Source organism: Nocardioides currus (genome assembly GCF_003057875.1).
Lineage (GTDB): Bacteria > Actinomycetota > Actinomycetes > Propionibacteriales > Nocardioidaceae > Nocardioides > Nocardioides currus.
This window is the reverse complement of the sequence record NZ_PYXZ01000002.1, coordinates 462,040-480,472: the sequence shown is the minus strand read 5'-3', so window position 1 is coordinate 480,472 and position 18,433 is coordinate 462,040. Positions and strand designations below refer to the sequence as shown.

General features: G+C 72.2%; 14 protein-coding genes. 1 reads left to right on the top strand and 13 read right to left on the bottom strand.

The features are described from left to right. Positions 1-13: 13 nt before the first annotated feature. Complete coding sequence (locus tag C7S10_RS07390) at positions 14-469, top strand: MaoC family dehydratase (RefSeq protein ID WP_108343750.1); 456 nt, start codon at positions 14-16, stop codon at positions 467-469. Positions 470-475: 6 nt separating this feature from the next. Here the strand turns inward: C7S10_RS07390 and C7S10_RS07385 are convergent, their stop codons facing one another. From C7S10_RS07385 to C7S10_RS07325, 13 genes are all read right to left on the bottom strand, one after another. Continuing rightward, positions 476-2,092, bottom strand: coding sequence for a substrate-binding domain-containing protein (locus tag C7S10_RS07385; RefSeq protein ID WP_108343749.1), 1,617 nt, complete (start codon positions 2,090-2,092; stop codon positions 476-478). Positions 2,093-2,194: 102 nt separating this feature from the next. Next, positions 2,195-3,601 (bottom strand): acyl-CoA synthetase, encoded by a 1,407-nt coding sequence (locus C7S10_RS07380; RefSeq protein ID WP_243395254.1) that lies wholly within the window; start codon positions 3,599-3,601, stop codon positions 2,195-2,197. After that, positions 3,601-4,878 (bottom strand): thymidine phosphorylase, encoded by a 1,278-nt coding sequence (locus C7S10_RS07375; RefSeq protein ID WP_108343748.1) that lies wholly within the window; start codon positions 4,876-4,878, stop codon positions 3,601-3,603. Before C7S10_RS07375 ends, C7S10_RS07380 begins: the two co-directional genes overlap by 1 nt. Before the next feature lie 3 nt (positions 4,879-4,881). Continuing rightward, the gene (locus C7S10_RS07370; RefSeq protein ID WP_108343747.1) at positions 4,882-6,033 is read right to left on the bottom strand and encodes a cytochrome P450; all 1,152 of its coding nucleotides are present in this window, start codon (positions 6,031-6,033) and stop codon (positions 4,882-4,884) included. Next, the gene (locus C7S10_RS07365; RefSeq protein ID WP_207769273.1) at positions 6,005-6,418 is read right to left on the bottom strand and encodes a cytidine deaminase; all 414 of its coding nucleotides are present in this window, start codon (positions 6,416-6,418) and stop codon (positions 6,005-6,007) included. The genes C7S10_RS07370 and C7S10_RS07365 overlap by 29 nt, the downstream gene beginning before the upstream one ends. Further along, positions 6,415-7,695, bottom strand: coding sequence for an ABC transporter permease (locus tag C7S10_RS22500; RefSeq protein ID WP_108343745.1), 1,281 nt, complete (start codon positions 7,693-7,695; stop codon positions 6,415-6,417). Before C7S10_RS22500 ends, C7S10_RS07365 begins: the two co-directional genes overlap by 4 nt. Next, positions 7,692-8,795 (bottom strand): ABC transporter permease, encoded by a 1,104-nt coding sequence (locus C7S10_RS07355; protein WP_108343744.1) that lies wholly within the window; start codon positions 8,793-8,795, stop codon positions 7,692-7,694. Before C7S10_RS07355 ends, C7S10_RS22500 begins: the two co-directional genes overlap by 4 nt. Continuing rightward, complete coding sequence (locus C7S10_RS07350) at positions 8,792-10,375, bottom strand: ABC transporter ATP-binding protein (RefSeq protein ID WP_108343743.1); 1,584 nt, start codon at positions 10,373-10,375, stop codon at positions 8,792-8,794. Before C7S10_RS07350 ends, C7S10_RS07355 begins: the two co-directional genes overlap by 4 nt. A 135-nt stretch (positions 10,376-10,510) precedes the next feature. After that, entirely contained in the window at positions 10,511-11,614 is a 1,104-nt protein-coding gene (locus C7S10_RS07345; protein ID WP_243395253.1) for a BMP family lipoprotein, read from the bottom strand. Between the two features lie 153 nt (positions 11,615-11,767). Next, the gene (locus tag C7S10_RS07340) at positions 11,768-12,958 is read right to left on the bottom strand and encodes an amidohydrolase (protein WP_108343741.1); all 1,191 of its coding nucleotides are present in this window, start codon (positions 12,956-12,958) and stop codon (positions 11,768-11,770) included. 518 nt (positions 12,959-13,476) lie between these two features. Continuing rightward, the gene (gene meaB / locus C7S10_RS07335; RefSeq protein WP_108343740.1) at positions 13,477-14,460 is read right to left on the bottom strand and encodes a methylmalonyl Co-A mutase-associated GTPase MeaB; all 984 of its coding nucleotides are present in this window, start codon (positions 14,458-14,460) and stop codon (positions 13,477-13,479) included. Further along, complete coding sequence (gene scpA / locus C7S10_RS07330; RefSeq protein WP_207769272.1) at positions 14,450-16,621, bottom strand: methylmalonyl-CoA mutase; 2,172 nt, start codon at positions 16,619-16,621, stop codon at positions 14,450-14,452. The genes meaB and scpA overlap by 11 nt, the downstream gene beginning before the upstream one ends. Then, complete coding sequence (locus tag C7S10_RS07325) at positions 16,618-18,381, bottom strand: methylmalonyl-CoA mutase family protein (RefSeq protein WP_108344034.1); 1,764 nt, start codon at positions 18,379-18,381, stop codon at positions 16,618-16,620. The genes scpA and C7S10_RS07325 overlap by 4 nt, the downstream gene beginning before the upstream one ends. Positions 18,382-18,433: the final 52 nt, after the last annotated feature.

Here is an 18,433-nt window from a genome sequence, read left to right as displayed (position 1 = left end):
TATCCTTCCAGCCATGCGCATCTTCACCACGCTCGACGAGGTCGCCGCGTCGGCCAATTCCGAGATCGGCACCACCGACTGGCTGCTCATCGACCAGGAGCGGATCAATCTCTTCGCCGACGCCACGGGCGACCACCAGTGGATCCACGTCGACGAGGACCGCGCCAAGGCCGGGCCGTTCGGGACCACCATCGCCCACGGTTTCCTCACCGTCAGCCTGCTGCCGCTGTTCAACGTCGAGTCGTTCGCCCTCGACACCCCGGGCGCCCGCCTCAACTACGGCCTCAACAAGGTGCGGTTCCCGCACCCGGTTCCGGTCGGCTCCCGGCTGCGGTCCCACGTCTCGTTCGGCGACGTCACCGACCTGCCGACCGGCAAGCAGCTGGTGATCCGGCACACCCTCGAGATCGAGGGCATCGACAAGCCGGCCTGTGTGGCCGAGCTCGTCGTGCTGCTGCTCGAGGCCTGAGAGCCCTCAGCGGGACAGGACGGCCTTGGCGAACACCCCGAGCACGTCCTGCGGCTGGGCGGCGAGGTAGGCCGCTCCGCCGGTCACCTCGGCCATCCGCTGCAGCGCCCCCAGGTCGGCGTCCTCGCTGATCGCGATCCCGATGATGCGCACCGGGCGCTGCGGGTCCCGGAGCTCGCGCAGGCGCGAGACCAGGTCGGTCATGGCGATCGAGCCCGTGTCCTCGTTCTCCCCGTCCGTCAGGAGCACGACGGCGTTGGAGTAGTGCGGCCGGTAGTCGCGCAGCGCCTGCTGGTACGCCGCCAGCGCGGTGTCGTACAGGCCGGTGCCGCCGTCGGTGAGGGACGGCAGCTCCGTCGTCCACTCGCGCAGGGCGTAGCGCTGGGTGCGACCGAAGCGGAGGTCGTCGAGGCGGCGCATCGGCTCGAGGACGCGCCAGTCCTGGCCGGGGCCGCCCTTGTCGATCGAGAAGATCCACAGCCCTACGCGCGCGTGGTCGGGCAGGAACCCCAGCCCGATGGACGCGGCGTCGGCGAGCAGCTCCATCCGGCTGCCCCCGGCCGTGCCGATGTCCATCGATCCCGAGGCGTCCACGACCGCCAGGATCGAGGAGGGCACGCTGAGCGAGCGCCACGACTGCACGGTCGTCGCGATCGTCCTCGGGCGCGGGGACGCCAGGACGCGCGTCGTGTCGGCGGCCAGGCTCTCCCCGGGGCTCGACCTCGGGCCGCGGAGCCCGGCGTCGCGCAGGGCGGCCAGCCCGGCCTCGCTCGCGAGGTGGTCGACCAGCGCACGCGCGACCTCGGCCGACCCGTCGGCCGCTCCCTCGCGCAGTGCGAGCGGGAAGTCCAGCATCGGGGCGCCGACCTCCGGCGTCCGGTCCTCGAGGTACGGCGCGTTGGCCCGCGCCTCGACGAGGTCCTGCTCGGTCGTCACGACGAGCCGACGGGACTCGCGCCCGTTCCACGCCATCCCCACGTCGGCGTCGAGACCTCGCGACACGCGGTCGCCGTACGTCTGCGCGAACGGCACGAGCATCTGGCGGGCCTCGCCGAGCGTCCGGCCGACCTGCCGTGCCTCCGCCTGCGGCGCCACGACGGCCAGCGACCCGGCCGTCGAGCCGAGCGGGTCGGGCACCGACACCAGGCCGGACACCTCCGCCTCGCCCCAGGAGGCGAAGCGGGGCGACTGCGGGCCACCCACGAGCAGGATCGGCGTGCTCGCCACGCTCGGGGTGACGATCCGCAGGGGGGACGTGCCCCCGAGGTAGGTGGGGGTCATCCAGAAGCGCGAGTCGGAGATCCACACGTCGGGTGGAGCGCCTCCGCTGGAGATCCGCAGGGCCACCTCGCTCGCGCTCCGGCTCGCGACGGTGACCCGGGTGCAGGACGGCGTGATCTCGTCGACCGCGTGGGTGACCACACGCAGCATCGACGCCGGGACGACGACCTCGACGCTGCGCTGCCGGGCGCAGTCGCTGCGCGTGCTCGACGGCCCGTCGGCGCCGGTGCGCATCAGCAGGAAGGCGGCCCCGCCCCCGAGCGCGACGCCGACCAGCAGCAGCACGACCAGCAGCAGCGGTCCGCGGGCTCGAACCAGTTTCGAGTCGGCACGGCTGTCCATACCCAGCACTCCTCTCCCCCCAGAGATGACTGGGACGCTAGGCCCGCGTCGATCGTGAAGGTAAAGAACAGGCAAAGAATCGCCAGAGTTGGGGACGTCCGGTCAGGCCTCGAGACGACCCTTCTGGACCTTGCCCATCGCGTTGCGCGGCAGCGCCTGGGTGAAGCGCACCTCGCGCGGCCGCTTGTGCCACGCCAGGTCGCGGGCGACGTGGTCGACGAGGGCCCGGCCGAGCGCCGGCGTCGCGGCGCCGGACGGCACGACCCACGCCACGATGCGCTGACCCAGGTCGTCGTCGGGCACCCCGACCACCGCCACCTCGGCGACCTCGGGCCGCGCCAGCAGCGAGGTCTCGATCTCGCCGGCACCGATGCGGTAGCCGCCCGACTTGATCAGGTCGACGGACTCGCGTCCGACGATGCGGTGGAAGCCGCCGTCGTCGCGCGCCGCGAGGTCACCGGTCACGAACCAGCCGTCGTCGGTCCACGACTCGGCGGTGGCCGTGGGCTGCCCGAGGTAGCCGTCGAACAGCATCGGGCCGCGCACCTCGAGGCGGCCGATCGTCTCGCCGTCGTCGGGGACCGGGCCGCCGTCCTCGGCCCGCAACCGCGTCTGCGCACCGAGCACGGGCGAGCCGACCCAGCCGGCGCGACGCTCGCCGTCGGCCCGGGCGCTGAGGGTGATCATGGTCTCCGTCATCCCGTAGCGCTCGACGGGCGCCCGGCCCGCGAGGCGCTCGACGGCCTCGAACACCGGGACCGGCAGCGGGGCGCTGCCGGAGACCAGCAGGCGCGCGGAGGCGAGCGCACGGGCCGCGTCGTGGTCGGCGGCGATCCGCGACCACACCGTCGGCACCCCGAAGAACATCGTCCCCTCCGTCGCGGCGTAGCGCTCGGGGGTCGGTCGTCCGGTGTGCTGCACCCGCCCGCCGACCCGCAGCGGCCCGAGCACGCCGAGGACGAGCCCGTGCGTGTGGAACAGCGGCAACCCGTGCACGAGGGTGTCGTCCGGCGTCCAGCCCCACGCGTCCACCAGCGCGTCGAGCCCCGCGGCGATCGCCCGGTGGCTGAGCGTGACGCCCTTCGGCGCCCCGGTGGTGCCGGAGGTGTAGAGCACGAGCGCCGGGTCGCTCGGCTCCACGGCGTACGTCGCTGCGCCGGCCCGCGCCGCCAGGTCCACCGGCAGGGTCGCGAGGTCCACGCCGTCAGGTCGCTCCCCGACCCACGCCGTGGCCGCGGAGTCGTCGAGCACGTGCCGGACCTCCGCCGGGCCGGCGTCGGGAGGCACCGGCACGGCCGGCACGCCGGCGAGCAGGCAGCCCACCACCGCGACGACGGTCTCGATCCGGGGCGTCGCGAGGACGGCGACCGGTCCGCTGTCGGGGAGGCGGCCCGCGAACGCCAGCGCGGCGTCCCGCAGCTGCGACGACGACATCGAGCCGCCGTCGACCGTGACCGCCCGGTCGAGGTCGGCGCCCACACCCAGGCCGGTCAGCAGCGGCTCACGCACTAGCTGATGCGGTCGATGACCAGGTCCTGCGGGGTGTGCTCCCCGCCGATGTCGAAGCCGCCCTCGAGCGAGGCGAGGGCACGGTCGAAGCGCTCCGGCTCGTCGGTGAGCAGCGTGAAGAGTGGCTGCCCCTCGGTGACGGTGTCGCCGGGGCGCGCGTGCCACACGACGCCGGCGCCGGCCTGCACCGGGTCCTCCTTGCGGGCCCGCCCGGCCCCGAGGCGCCAGGCGGCCAGCCCGACGGCCATCGCGTCGAGGCGGGTCAGGGTGCCGCTGTCCGGGGCGTTGACGACGTGAGTCTCCTTCGCGACCGGCAGCTCGGCCTCCGGGTCACCGCCCTGCGCCCGGACCATGTCCTTCCAGGCGTCCATCGCCGATCCGTCGGCGAGCTTGTCGGCGGGGTCGACGTCGGTCATACCCGCGCCGGCGAGCATCTCGCGAGCCAGCGCCAGCGTCAGCTCGACGACGTCGGCAGGGCCGCCGCCGGCCAGCACCTCGACCGACTCGGCGACCTCGATCGCGTTGCCGGCGGTCAGGCCGAGCGGGGTGCTCATGTCGGTCAGCAGCGCCACCGTGTGCACACCGGCGTCCTTGCCGAGTCCGACCATCGTCTCGGCCAGCTCGCGCGCGCGGTCGACGTCCTTCATGAAGGCGCCGGTGCCGACCTTGACGTCGAGCACCAGCGCGCCCGTGCCCTCGGCGATCTTCTTGGACATGATCGACGAGGCGATCAGCGGGATCGCCTCGACGGTGCCGGTCACGTCGCGCAGGGCGTAGAGCTTCTTGTCGGCGGGCGCGAGCCCGTCACCGGCCGCGCAGATGACCGCGCCGACCGACTCCAGCTGCGCGAACATCTCCTCGTTGGACAGCGCCGCGCGCCACCCGGGGATCGACTCCAGCTTGTCGAGGGTGCCGCCGGTGTGGCCGAGCCCGCGACCCGAGAGCTGGGGCACGGCGACGCCGCACGCCGCCACCAGGGGCGCCAGGGGCAGGGTGATCTTGTCGCCGACCCCGCCGGTCGAGTGCTTGTCGGCGGTGGGCCGCGACAGCGAGGAGAAGTCCATCCGCTCGCCGGAGGCGATCATCGCGGCGGTCCAGCGGGCGATCTCGCGCGGCACCATCCCGTTGAGGAGGATCGCCATCGCCAGCGCCGACATCTGCTCGTCGGCGACCTCGCCGCGGGTGTAGGCGTCGATCACCCAGTCGATCTGGCTGTCGCTCAGCTCGCCGCGGTCACGCTTGACGCTGATGACCTCGACCGCGTCGTGTGCACTCATCTCTCATCCCTCCACTGGCACGTGGGCGTGCCCTCGCAAGACAAACGTTCCCCGGCTCGTGGGCCGGCCCGCCAGTCGCAGGTCGGGGAAGCGCCGCCACAGGGCGGCGACCGACTCGGCCAGCTCCATCCGGGCCAGCGGTGCGCCCAGGCAGAAGTGCACGCCGACGCCGAAGGCGACGTGCGGGTTGGTGGCCCGGTCGACGAGGAGCTCGTCCGGGGACTCGAACACCGCTGGGTCACGGTTGGCCGAGCCGAGGAGCACCGCGATCCTCTCCCCCGCGGCGACGGTCACCCCGCCAACCTCGACGTCCTCGGTCGCCGTGCGCTCGAAGAGCTGGAGCGCCGAGTCGAAGCGCAGCATCTCCTCGACCGTGGCCGGCACGTCGTCGGCGGGACGCAGACCGCGCTCGAGCATGGCCATGGCGCCGTTGCCGAAGACGTTGACCGACGCCTCGTGCCCGGCGTTGAGCAGCAGCACGACCGACGCCACGATCTCGTCGTCCGTGAGCTCGGTCGCGACGAGGTCGGTGATCAGGTCGTCGGCGGGGGCGGCCCGCCGCGCCGCCATCAGCTCGCGGGCCAACGACGCGAAGTCGGAGCCGGCGGCCACCGCGGCGGCGACGACCTCGTCGGAGGGCTGGCGCTCGTACATCCGCACGATCGCCTGCGACCACGCGCGCAGGTCGTCGGCGTGAGAAGCCGGGACCCCGAGCAGCTCGGCGATCACCAGCACCGGCAGCGGCTCGGCGTAGTCGTGGACCAGGTCGAAGGACGGGCCCACCCCGTCGAGGAGCGACGTCGCGAGCTCGCGCACGCGCGGGCGCAGGCGCTCGACGTGGCCGCGGGCGAAGGCCTGCGCCACCGGACGCCGCAGCCGGGTGTGGGCCGGCGGCTCGTTCTCCATCATCTGGTTGCGGTGCAGCACGTTGAACGGCTCGAGGTAGTCGGTCGGCTCACGGTCGCGCCACAGCCGGGCGAGGCGGCGGTCGCGCTGGACGGCCGACACCGCGCGGTGGGAGAAGGCCAGCCACGCCTGCGAGGGCTCGTGCCACGCGACCTCGTGCGCGGCCCGCTCGCGGGCGAAGAACGGGTAGGGGTCGGCGACGAGGTCGGGGGCGTCCAGGTCAAGCGAGGTTGTCGGGCCCGAACGCATCCGGCAGCACCTCATCCATCCGTCGGACCCCCGACACCGTCATCAGCAGCAGGTCGGGCCCGCCGTTCTCGAAGAGCAGCTGGCGGCACCGTCCGCAGGGCATCAGCACGTCGCCGGCCTTGTCGACGCAGATGAAGTGCGTCAGGCGACCGCCGCCGGTGATGTGGAGCTGCGAGACCAGCCCGCACTCCGCGCACAGCGCGACCCCGTAGGCGGCGTTCTCGACGTTGCAGCCCGTGAGCACCCGGCCGTCCTCGGCCAGCGCGGCGGCCCCGACGGGGTAGGAGGAGTACGGCGCGTAGGCGTGCCCGCGCGCGGCCACCGCCTCGAGACGCAGCGCCTCCCAGTCGAAGTCGTCGTGGGTGACCTGACCCTGCTCGCTCACCCGGCCGATCCCTTGCGGTAGATCTGGCCGTCGGCCTTGGGCATCCGCAGCCGTTGGGCCGCGAAGGCGAGGACGAGCAGCGTGGCGACGTACGGCGTCATCGAGGTGAACTCGCGCGGCACCTCGTCGGTGAGCAGGAACCACAGCAGGAACAGCACGGCACCGACGCCGAGCACGATGGCCCGGGTCCGCTTGCCGCCGCGCAGGGCCAGGACCGCGAAGACGGCCAGGCCGATCGCCACGAGCAGCAGGAGGGCGTGGATCGTGCTGGCGTCGCGCAGGCGCAGGCTGTCGGTGTAGCCGAACATGCCCGAGCCGAGCAGGATGCCGCCCGGTCGCCAGTTGCCGAAGATCATGGCGGCGAGGCCGATGTAGCCGCGACCGTTGGTCTGGCCGGTCGAGAAGCCGCTGGCCGAGACGAGGGCGAGGTAGCCACCGCCGAGGCCGGCGAAGCCGCCCGAGATGATGACGGCGGCGTACTTGTGAAGCAGCACGTTGACGCCGAGGCTCTCCGCGGCCTGCGGGTTCTCACCGCACGAGCGCAGGCGCAGGCCGAAGGTGGTGCGCCACAGCACGAACGCCGTCAGCGCCACGAGGGCGAAGACGAGCAGCGTCACCAGCGAGATGCGGGTGGTGAGCGCGGCCAGGATCGAGGCGACGTCGGAGATCAGGAACCAGTGCTTCTCGCCGAGCGACGTCAGGGCATCGGAGACCCCGGGGATCGTCAGCGATCCGGGGTTGTCGAGTCCGGTGAGCTTGTTCTGCCCACCGGTGCCGCGCGAGGAGTTGAGGTCGGAGAAGAACGCCTCCGCCAGGAACGCGGCCAGGCCCAGCCCGATCAGGTTGATCGCGACACCGGAGACGATGTGGTCGACGCCGAAGGTCACCGTCGCGATGGCGTGGATCAGGCCGCCGATCGCGCCGAGGAGGATCGCGCCCATGATCCCGGTCCAGGGGCCGTACCAGTAGGTGAAGTAGGCCGCACCCCACGTGCCGAGGATCATCTGGCCCTCGAGTCCGATGTTGACCACGCCCGCGCGCTCGCTCCACAGGCCGCCGAGGGCCGCCAGCAGGATCGGGCAGGTGGCGGTGATCGCTGCGGCGACCGAGCCGCGCGAGTCGATCTCGTCGGCGCCGGTGAGGACGCGGACCAGGGAGACCGCGGCGAGCGCGCCGAGGGTGACCAGCAGCCACACCGAGGCGAAGCGGCGACCGCGCTCCTGGTCGCCGCGCGGGGCGGGGACGGCGGGAGTGGGTTCGGACAGCAGCGCGCTCATGCGGCCACCTCCTGCTTGTTGGCGTTGGCATCGAGGGCCGCGCGGACGGCACGCTGGTCGGCGGCGGCGCGCCAGCGCCCGACGACCTCGTAGGCGATCACGATCGTGAGGACGATGACGCCCTGCGTGACCAGGACGACGTCGTTGGACACGTCCACCCCGGCGAACTCGAGCTGGGTGGACTGCACGCCGAGGAAGGCGAAGAGCAGCGAGCCGAGCGCGATCCCGACCGGGTTGTTGCGACCGAGCAGCGCGACCGCGATGCCGGTGAACCCGAGGCCGGACTGGAAGACCGAGCTGGAGAAGTAGTTGCCCGACGCGGTCTCGGCGAAGAGGTTGGGCAGCCAGATCAGGCCCGCCACCGCGCCCGAGAGCATCATCGCGGTCACGACCATCCGCTTCACCGAGACGCCCGAGGCGACCGCGGCCGACTCGTTCATGCCGGTGGCGCGCAGGTCGAAGCCGAAGCGCGTGCGGTTGATGATGAACCAGAAGAGGAAGCCGACCACCACGGCGAGCAGGCTCAGCGTCCACACGGCGCCGTCCTTGTCCTCGAACAGCTTGAAGCCGCCGAGCATGGTGCTGTCCTCGAGCGGCGTCGTACGGCGCGTGTCGGCCGCCTTCTCGCCGTAGTTGCTCAGGAGGTAGCCGGTGAGGAACACCGCGATCGCGTTGAGCATGATCGTGGAGATGACCTCGGAGACGCCTCGCGTGACCTTGAGGACGGCCGGGATCGCCGCCCACGCGGCACCCGCGAGCATCGCCAGCACGATGCTCGCGACGATGTTGAGGGCGCCGGGCAGGAAGGCGCCGCCGGCGAAGACGGCCGCGACGTAGGACGCCACGCGGTACTGCCCCTCGACCCCGATGTTGAAGAGGTTCATCCGGAAGCCGATGGCCGCGGCGGTGCCGGACAGGAAGATCATCGAGGCCTGGTTGAGCACCGTCAGCACGTTGCGGTTGCTCGGCCACGACAACATGACCTCCCAGAAGTCGACCGGGGAGGCGCCGACGAAGACCACCACGCCGCTGGTGATCACGATCGCGGCCAGCAGCGCCATCACGGGCGCGAGCACCCCGGAGACGAGCTTGGGCATCATGAGGCGGCTCCTTCGCCGTTGCTCGTGGAGGTCGTCTCGTCCTTCGTCTCCGCGTCCTGGCCGCCGGTCATGGCCGAGCCGAGGTCCTGCGGGGTCACGGTGCGGGGGTCGAACTCGCCGACCAGCCGGCCGCGGAGGATCACCTCGATGCGGTCGGAGAGGCCGATCAGCTCGTCGAGGTCGGCCGAGATCAGCAGCACGGCCAGCCCCTCGCGCCGGGCGCGCTTGATGTGGTCCCAGATGGCGGCCTGGGCGCCGACGTCGACGCCGCGCGTCGGGTGGGCCGCGATCAGCAGCACCGGGTCGCCGCTCATCTCGCGCCCGACGATCAGCTTCTGCTGGTTGCCGCCCGACAGCGCCCGCGCGTGGGTGTCCATGGAGGGGGTGCGCACGTCGTAGGCGTCGATGATGCGCTGGGTGTCCTTGCGGGCGTCGCGCCGGTTGATCAGCGGCCCGGTGATGTTGGGCTCGCGGGTCTGGTGGCCCAGGACGCGGTTCTCCCACAGCGGTGCGTCCAGCAGCAGGCCGTGGCGGTGCCGGTCCTCGGGGACGAAGCCGATGCCGAGCTCGCGCCGCTCGCGGGTGTTGGCCTTCGCGATGTCGTTGCCCGCGAGGCGGACCGTGCCGGTGCCCTTGCGCATCGCCATGATCGTCTCGACGAGCTCGGCCTGGCCGTTGCCCTCGACGCCGGCGATGCCGAGCACCTCGCCCTTGTGGATCGTCAGGTCGATGTCGCGCAGCAGGTGGCGACCGCGGTCGTCGAGCAGGCTGACGTCGCTGAGCTCGAGGAGCACGACGTCGGTGACGGTCGACTCCTCGGTCTCCGGCGACGGCAGCTCGGAGCCGACCATCAGCTCGGCCAGCTCGAGCTTGGTCGCGGTCTTCGGGTCGGCCTCGCCGACCGTGGTGCCGCGGCGCATGACGGTGATGTCGTCGGCGATCGCGAGCACCTCGTCGAGCTTGTGCGAGATGAAGAGGATGGTGTGGCCGGAGGCGCGCAGCTCCCTGAGGTTGGCGAAGAGCGCGTCCACCTCCTGCGGCACCAGGACGGCGGTGGGCTCGTCGAGGATGATGATCTTCGCGCCGCGGAAGAGCACCTTGAGGATCTCGACGCGCTGGCGCTGGCCGACCCCGAGGCGCTCGACGAGGTCGTCGGGGTCGAGGTCGAAGCCGTAGGCGTCGGAGATGCGCACGATCTCGGCGCGGGCCTTGTCGCCGATGCCGTGCAGCTTCTCGGCGCCGAGGACGACGTTCTCGAGGACGGTGAGGTTGTCGGCCAGCATGAAGTGCTGGAAGACCATCCCGATGCCGACCTTGATCGCGTCGGTGGGCGAGGAGAAGCTGACCTGCTGCCCGGCGACCGTGATGGTGCCCTCGTCGGGCTTCTGCACGCCGTACAGGATCTTCATCAGGGTGGACTTGCCCGCGCCGTTCTCACCGATGAGCGCGTGGACGGTGCCGCCGCGGATCGTGATGTCGACGTCGTGGTTGGCCACCACGCCGGGGAACCTCTTGGTGATGCCCTGGACGGACACCGAGTTGCCGCCGTCTGCGGTGCTTCCCTGTGGCGCCGTTGCCATCGCGGTCAACTCCACCCTCCTCCGGTGCTGAAATGGGTCCACATAGTGCGGACCCGTGGCCACACGTTATCGCGTGACCACGGGTCCGTCTCGTCCTGCTGGTCGTGCTGTTCAGGCCGTCAGGCCCGGCTCACCTCAGGGGGCGACCGGGACCTCCAGGCCGCCCTTGATCTCGTCGGCGTAGCCGTCGAGGTCGCCGCTGATGTCGTCCACGAAACCACCCGAGGTGGCGTAGCCGACACCGTCGGAGGCCAGGTCGTAGGTGACGTAGCTGACGACCGGCTTGCCGTCGACGATCGACTTGATCATGTCGTACGTCGCCACGTCGACGCGCTTGAGCATCGAGGTGAGGATGTGCGGCTGCTGCTCGGCCGGAGCGGTGAGGTACTGGTCGGAGTCGACACCGATCGCCCACATGCCGTCGCCGGCCTCGGTCGCGGCCTCGAAGACGCCCGCACCCGAACCACCGGAGGCGTGGTAGACGATGTCGGCGCCCTTGTCGTACATCGCGGAGGCGGCGGCCTTGCCACCCGCCGGGTCGGCGAAGCCGGCCAGGTCGGACTCCTCGATGTAGGTGATGTCGACCTTGATGTCCTTGTTGACGGCCTTGGCGCCCGCGACGTAGCCCGCCTCGAACTTCTTGATCAGGTCGCTGTTGACACCACCGACGAAGCCGATGTGGTCGGTCTGCGTCTTGAGGGCCGCGGCGGCACCCACGAGGTAGGAGCCCTCGTTCTCGGCGAAGCCGAGGTAGGCGACGTTGTCGTTGGCCTCGTCGTCGGGGTCGAAGCCGTCGATCACGCCGAAGTTGATGTCCGGGTAGTCGGGGGCGACGGCGTTGACGGCCTCGGAGTAGGCGAAGCCGACACCGACGATCGGGTTGTAGCCCTGGTCGGCCATGCCGCGCAGGCGCTCCTCGCGAGCCGACTCGGGCTCGCCGTCGGCCGCCTCGCCCTCGAAGCAGGTCGCGTCGAACTCGTCGACGGCCTTCTCGAGACCGGCGTAGGCCGAGTCGTTGAACGACTGGTCGCCGCGGCCACCCACGTCGTAGGCGAGACCGACCTTGGGTCCGTCACCATCGGCGGACTCACAGACCGAGGCGCCGCTGTCGGCGGTCTCGCTCGTGGACTCGCTGGCGGAGGCGTCCGTGCCCTCCGACGAATCATCCTGCTTGGAGCAACCTGCGAACGCGAGCGCGAGCACCGCGCTGGTTGCTGCAATCTTGGTCAGACGACGCAAGACGCCTCCTCGAATCAAGTGGCGGGCCATGGGGCGGCCCACATCGGCCGACAGCGTAGTGCCCTGTGAGGCCAATCGCCGCAGGACACGTAAACCGTTATCGGGCGGTGACCGAGAAGATGTCTGGCGACAACGCGCCTCGTCGAGAAGATGTCAGGCGCTGAGGGCGGCGACCGCTGCTCCGGCCAGGACGCGGGCGCCGATGGCGGTGGCGCGCTCGTCCACGCGCAGGTTGCCCTGGTGCAGGTCGTAGGTCGCCCCGCCCGGGGTGCGGGTGCCGAGGCGGGCCATCGAGCCGGGGATCCGGTCGAGGTACCAGCCGAAGTCCTCGCCGCCGAGGCTCTGGGCGGTGGCGACGTGACCGTGGTCCCCGAGGACGCGCTCGACGGCGCCGCCGAGGACGGCGGTGGCGTCGGGGTCGTTGACCACCGGCGGGACGCCGCGCTGGTAGGTGACCTCGGCCGAGACGCCGTACGGCGCGACGATCTGCCCCACGAGGGTGCGCACGATGTGCTCGGCATCGGCCCACGCGACCGCGTCGAGCATCCGGACGGTGCCGGCGAGCTGGCCGCGCCCGGGGATCACGTTGGCCGCGGCACCGGCCTGCACCATCCCCCACACCAGGCTGACGCCGGCGCGCGGGTCGAGGCGGCGGCTGAGGATCGCCGGCAGCTCGGTGATCAGCTTGCCGAGGGCGAAGGTGAGGTCCTCGGTGAGGTGGGGACGGCTGGTGTGGCCGCCCTTGCCGCCGAGCCGGACGAACAGGGAGTCGGCGGCGCCGGTCAGCGGGCCCTCGCGCAGGCCGATCTGGCCGACGTCGAGGCTCGGGTCGCAGTGGAGGCCGAAGACCTGGTGCACGTCGTCGAGGGCGCCGGCCTGGATCAGGTGCAGCGCTCCCCCGGGCATGATCTCCTCGGCCGGCTGGAAGAGCAGCCGCACGCGACCCGGCAGCTGTCCGCTCGCGTGCACCTGGTCGAGGGCCAGCGCGGCGCCGACGAGCCCGGCCGTGTGGACGTCGTGGCCGCACGCGTGCGCGACGCCGGCGACGGTGCTCGACCACGGGTCGAGGGTCAGGTCCTCCACCGGGAGCGCGTCGAGGTCGGCGCGCAGGGCGATCCGGCGCTCCCCGGTCCCCAGCTCGCCGATGATGCCGCCACCCTCGACCGGCGTCAGTTTCCAGTCGGTGTCGACCAGCGCCTCGAGCACCTTGGTGCTGGTGCGCGACTCGGTCCACGCGAGCTCGGGATGGGCGTGGAGGTCACGGCGGAGGTCGATCAGCTCGTCGGCGTACTTCTCGATCACGTCGGCGATGAGCGTGGTGGTCGGGTCAGCTGAGGAGGACATGATCGTTCCAGCCTAGTTGAGACGGGCTCACGGTTCCGGAGATGTTCAGGAGTCGTACGCCTGCCCGCGCACCCGCGGCGGTGGTCCAGCCACATTCCCGGGTCGCGGAATGTGGGTCACCCACCCCCGGGGCGCGTGTCGCACGTGGACACGCCCGTGGCGGTGGCCCAGCCACATTCCCGGGCTGCCGAGGGTGGCTCACGCACCCCCGGGGCGCGTGTCGGACGTGGACACGCCCGTGGCGGTGACACAGCCACCTTTTCGGGCTGCGGACTGTTGCTCACTCACCGCCAGCGGGGGGTGTCGTACGCCGCGGCGCCGAAGGTGGCGGCACATCGCAACGCAGATCCCCTCACTGATGTCGTCTGCCGCCACCCTCACGTCAACGAAGGCCACGGCGGTGGCCCAGCCACATTCCCGGGCCGCGGAATGTGGGTCGCCCACCCCCGCGGCGCGTGTCGCACGTGGACACGCCCGTGGCGGTGGCCCAACTACATTCCCGGAGACCCGACTGTGGCTCACGCACCGCCGGTGGGCGCGTCGTACGCCGCGAGGATCCGGTCCGCGGCCATCGGGGCGGCGAGCTCGCCGGAGAGCACGGCCCGGCGTACGTCGTCGCGGATCGCCGCGACGCCGGGCGAGCGTCGCAGCCGCTCGGCCAGCTCGTCGCGCACCAGCGCCCAGGTGAAGTCGAGCTGCTGGTCGGCGCGCTTCGCCGCGAGGCCGGCCTCGCCGAGGTGCTCGCGGTGGGACAGCACGCGCTCCCAGACCTCGTCGACCCCGACGTCGGTCAGGGCGGAGCAGGTGACCACCGGGGGCGCCCACTCGCCGTGGCCGCGCACCAGCCGCAGCGCGCCGGCGAGCTCGCGCGCCGCACCGCGAGCCTCCTGCTCGCGGTCGCCGTCGGCCTTGTTGACCGCGATCACGTCGGCGATCTCGAGGATGCCCTTCTTGATCCCTTGCAGCTGGTCGCCGGTGCGGGCGAGGGTGAGGAAGAGGAAGGTGTCGACCATCCCGGCCACGGTGACCTCGGACTGGCCGACGCCGACGGTCTCGACCAGCACGATGTCGTACGCCGCTGCCTCGAGCACCAGCATCGCCTGCGTCGTCGCCCGGGCGACACCGCCCAGCGTGCCGGCCGACGGGGAGGGGCGGATGAACGCGTCGGGGTCGACGGACAGCCGCGCCATCCGGGTCTTGTCGCCGAGCACCGATCCGCCGGTGCGCACGGACGACGGGTCGACGGCGAGCACGCCCACGCGGTGTCCGTCCGCGGTCAGCCGCGAGCCGAGCGCCTCGATGAAGGTGGACTTGCCGACGCCCGGGACGCCGGAGATGCCGACCCGGATCGAGGTCGGGCCGCCCGCGAGCTCCACCAGGAGCTCGCGCGCCAGCGCGCGGTGCGCGGGCTTGGACGACTCGACGAGCGTGATCGCGCGCGACACCGCCGCGCGCTGCCCCGCCCGGACGCCCTCGACGAGCGAGGGGACGTCAGGAGTCACGGAGCCGCGCCAGCAGGTCGAGCGCCGACTCGGCGATCACCGTGCCCGGCAGGAACACCGCGGCGGCACCCATGTCCTTGAGCGTCTGCACGTCGTCGGGCGGGATGACCCCGCCGATGACGATCATGATGTCGTCGCGGCCCTGCGCGGCGAGCGCCTGCTTGAGGGCCGGCAGCAGGGTGAGGTGGCCGGCCGCCAGCGAGGAGACCCCGACGATGTGCACGTCGGCGTCGATCGCCTGCTGGGCGACCTCCTCGGGCGTGGAGAAGAGCGGGCCGACGTCGACGTCGAAGCCGAGGTCGGCGAAGGCGGTGACGACGACCTTCTGGCCGCGGTCGTGGCCGTCCTGGCCCATCTTGGCGACCAGGATGCGAGGGCGCCGGCCCTCCTCGGCCTCGAACTCCTCGGTCGCGGCCAGCACCGCCGCCACGGCACTCCCCTCGGGGGCGCCTGCCTCGTCGCGGTACACGCCGCTGATCGTACGGATCACGGCCTGGTGCCGGCCGTAGACCTTCTCGAGCGCGTCGGAGATCTCCCCGACGGTGGCCTTCGCCCGGGCCGCGTCGACCGCGAGCGCGAGCAGGTTGCCCTCCAGCGACCCGCCTCCGACCGCCCCGTCCTCGGCCGACCTCGTCAGCGCGTCCAGGCTGCGGCGTACGTCGTCGTCGTTGCGCTCGGCCCGCAGCCGCTCGAGCTTCGCGACCTGCTGGGCGTAGACGTCGTCGTTGTCGACCTTGAGGACGTCGAGCTTGTCCTCGGCGGCGAGCCGGAAGGTGTTGACGCCGATGACCTTCTGCGCGCCGGCATCGATGCGCGCCTGGGTGCGGGCGGCCGCCTCCTCGATGCGCATCTTCGGGATGCCCTGCTCGATCGCCTTCGCCATGCCCCCGGCCTGCTCGGCCTCGAGGATGTGCGCCCACGCCCGCTCGGCGAGGTCGTGGGTGAGGCGCTCGACGTAGTAGGAGCCGGCCCACGGGTCGATGATCTCGGTGGTGCGCGACTCCTGCTGGAGCAACAGCTGGGTGTTGCGGGCGATGCGCGCGGAGAAGTCGGTCGGCAGCGCGATCGCCTCGTCGAGGGCGTTGGTGTGCAGCGACTGGGTGTGGCCCTGGGTCGCGGCCATCGCCTCGATGCAGGTGCGTCCGACGTTGTTGAACACGTCCTGCGCGGTCAGCGACCAGCCGCTGGTCTGTGAGTGCGTGCGCAGGGACAGCGACTTGGGGTTCTGCGGGTCGAAGTCGCGCACCAGTCGGGCCCACAGGGCGCGGGCCGCGCGCATCTTGGCGACCTCCATGTAGAAGTTCATGCCGATGGCCCAGAAGAAGGACAGCCGCGGCGCGAACTGGTCGATCGTCATGCCGGTCTCGAGCCCGGCGCGGATGTACTCCACGCCGTCGGCCAGCGTGTAGGCCAGCTCGAGGTCGGCCGTCGCCCCGGCCTCCTGGATGTGGTAGCCGGAGATGGAGATCGAGTTGAAGCGCGGCATCTTCTGCGAGGTGAACGCGAAGATGTCGCTGATGATCCGCATGCTCGGGGCCGGCGGGTAGATGTAGGTGTTGCGGACCATGAACTCCTTGAGGATGTCGTTCTGGATGGTCCCCGCGAGCTGCTCCGGCTTCACCCCCTGCTCCTCGGCCGCCGCGATGTAGAGCGCGAGCACGGGCAGCACGGCGCCGTTCATCGTCATCGACACCGACATCTCGCCGAGCGGGATGCCGTCGAAGAGGGTGCGGGTGTCGTAGATCGAGTCGATCGCGACACCGGCCATGCCGACGTCGCCGCGCACCCGCGGGTGGTCGGAGTCGTAGCCACGGTGGGTGGCGAGGTCGAAGGCGACGCTCAGGCCCTTCTGGCCGGCCGCGAGGTTGCGCCGGTAGAACGCGTTGGACTCCTCGGCGGTGGAGAAGCCGGCGTACTGCCGGATCGTCCACGGCTGCGTCGTGTACATGGTCGGGTAGGGCCCGCGCAGGAACGGCGCGAGGCCGGGCCAGGTGTCGAGGGCGTCGAGGCCCTCGAGGTGCTCCGGGCCGTAGACCGGGAGGATGTCGATGCCCTCCGGCGACGCCCAGGCCTCGCTCCCGACCCCGGGCTCGGTGGTTGAGGCGCGAGCGGAGCGAGCCTCGAGACCCAGCGAGATGTCGGCGAAGTTCGGGATGCTCACGCGAGCGCTCCTCTCGTACGGTCCAGGAAGGCCAGCGCATCGACACCCAGGGCACAGGAGTCGTCGGCGCCCACGACCGCGTCCGACTTGCCGGCGATGATCACGTGCGTGGCCCCGGCCTCGCGCAACGCGGTGACGAGGGCGGTGCCCCACTCGGCGTACGCCGCATCGGTCCCGGCCAGGCACACGACCCGCTCCCCGTTGTGGGCCGCGAGCATCGACTCGATGCCGTCGGTGGCGCCGGCCGGGGTGACGGCCACTCCCCCAGCGGCGAACAGGTTGGTGGCGAAGGTCGCGCGCGCGGTGTGGGCGGCGACGGTCCCCATCGTCGCGAGGAAGACCGGCGAGGAGGCTGGTTCGTCGCGCAGCGCCTCGAAGGCGTGGCCGTAGCGGCGGACGTCGGCGCCGACGGTCGAGCTCGCCCGCTCGGGAAGGGCCTCGCCGAGGTGGGGGAACTCGCTGACGCCGGTGATCGGTCGGCGGCGGGTGGCCACCTGCGCGTCGCGGGCGGCGGCGACGGCGGCCACCCGGTCGGCGAGTCCGGTGTCGGCGGCGAGTCCGCCGGCGGCCTCGATCCGCTGGAGCTCGGCCCACCCGGCGACGGCCAGGTCGTCGGTGAGCTTCTCGACGGCGTAGGAACCACCAGCGGGGTCGGCGACGCGGGCGAGGTGCGACTCGGAGATCAGCAGCGAGGAGGTGTTGCGGGCGATCCGCCGGCCGAGCGCGTCCGGCTGGCCGAGCGGCTCGTCGAAGGGGACCACGGTGACCGACTCCGCCCCGCCGACACCGGCAGCGAAGGCCGCGACCGTGCCGCGCAGCATGTTGACCCAGGGGTCGTACTTGCTCATCTGCGGTCGCGAGGTGACGGCGTGCTGCCGCATCTCGCGCCCGGTCGCGCCGGACGCCTCGAGCACGCGCGCCCAGAGCCGGCGTGCGGCGCGGAGCTTGGCGATGGACGGGAACTGCTCGTCCGTGACAGCCAGCCGGAACTCGATCACGGCGGCGGCCTCGTCGACGCTGAAGCCGGCCTCGGTGAGGGTGCGCAGCGCGGCGACGCCGGCGGCGATGGCCACGCCGAGCTCCTGCGCGTCGCCGGCGCCCTGCTCGTGCACGCCCAGGCCGGAGGCGACCACGCCCAGGATGCCGTGCTCACGTGCCAGGGTGGCGATCTCGACCACGTCGTCGGACAGCGCGTCGGCCCCGAGGTTGGTGCCGGGGTGCGGGTCGACCCCCGCGTCGTCGGCCAGCTCGAGCAGCGCCCGCGCACCGGCGAGTCCCGCTCCGGTGAGGACGACGGGCGCGAGGTCGAGCAGCACGCCACGGAGCGCGCGCGGCAGGTCCTCGACGGCCAGGTCGGCGCCGATCTCGACCCACAACGAGGTCGCGCCGTTGTCGAGGTCCACGAGCACGGCCTCGTTGGCGGCTGCCGCGTCCGGTCCGCTGACGTGCGCGCGGATGTCCCAGTCGCCGGTCCTCGTCGGGCGACCCTCGGTGGCCACGTCGGCGAGGTCGGACGGGGTTCCGATCGGCGCCACGTCGATCCCGTCGAGGGTGGTGCGGGTGAGCTTCGCCCAGACCGCGTCGTCGGGGTCGTCGTCGCCCAGCCGGCGTGCCTTGCGCAGGACCGCGGCCGTGGCCGCCTCCCACGCCTGCGCGTCGTGGGCGTCGTCGGGCGAGGCCAGGCGCAGCGAGCCCTGCTCCGGCTCGAGCTCGGCCGGCTCGGCCAGGCCGCCCTCGGGACTGTCGGGGACGTCGGTCATGCCCGACAGGTTAGGCCCGTCCGCCCGACCCCCGCCCGGCGTGGACTATGGC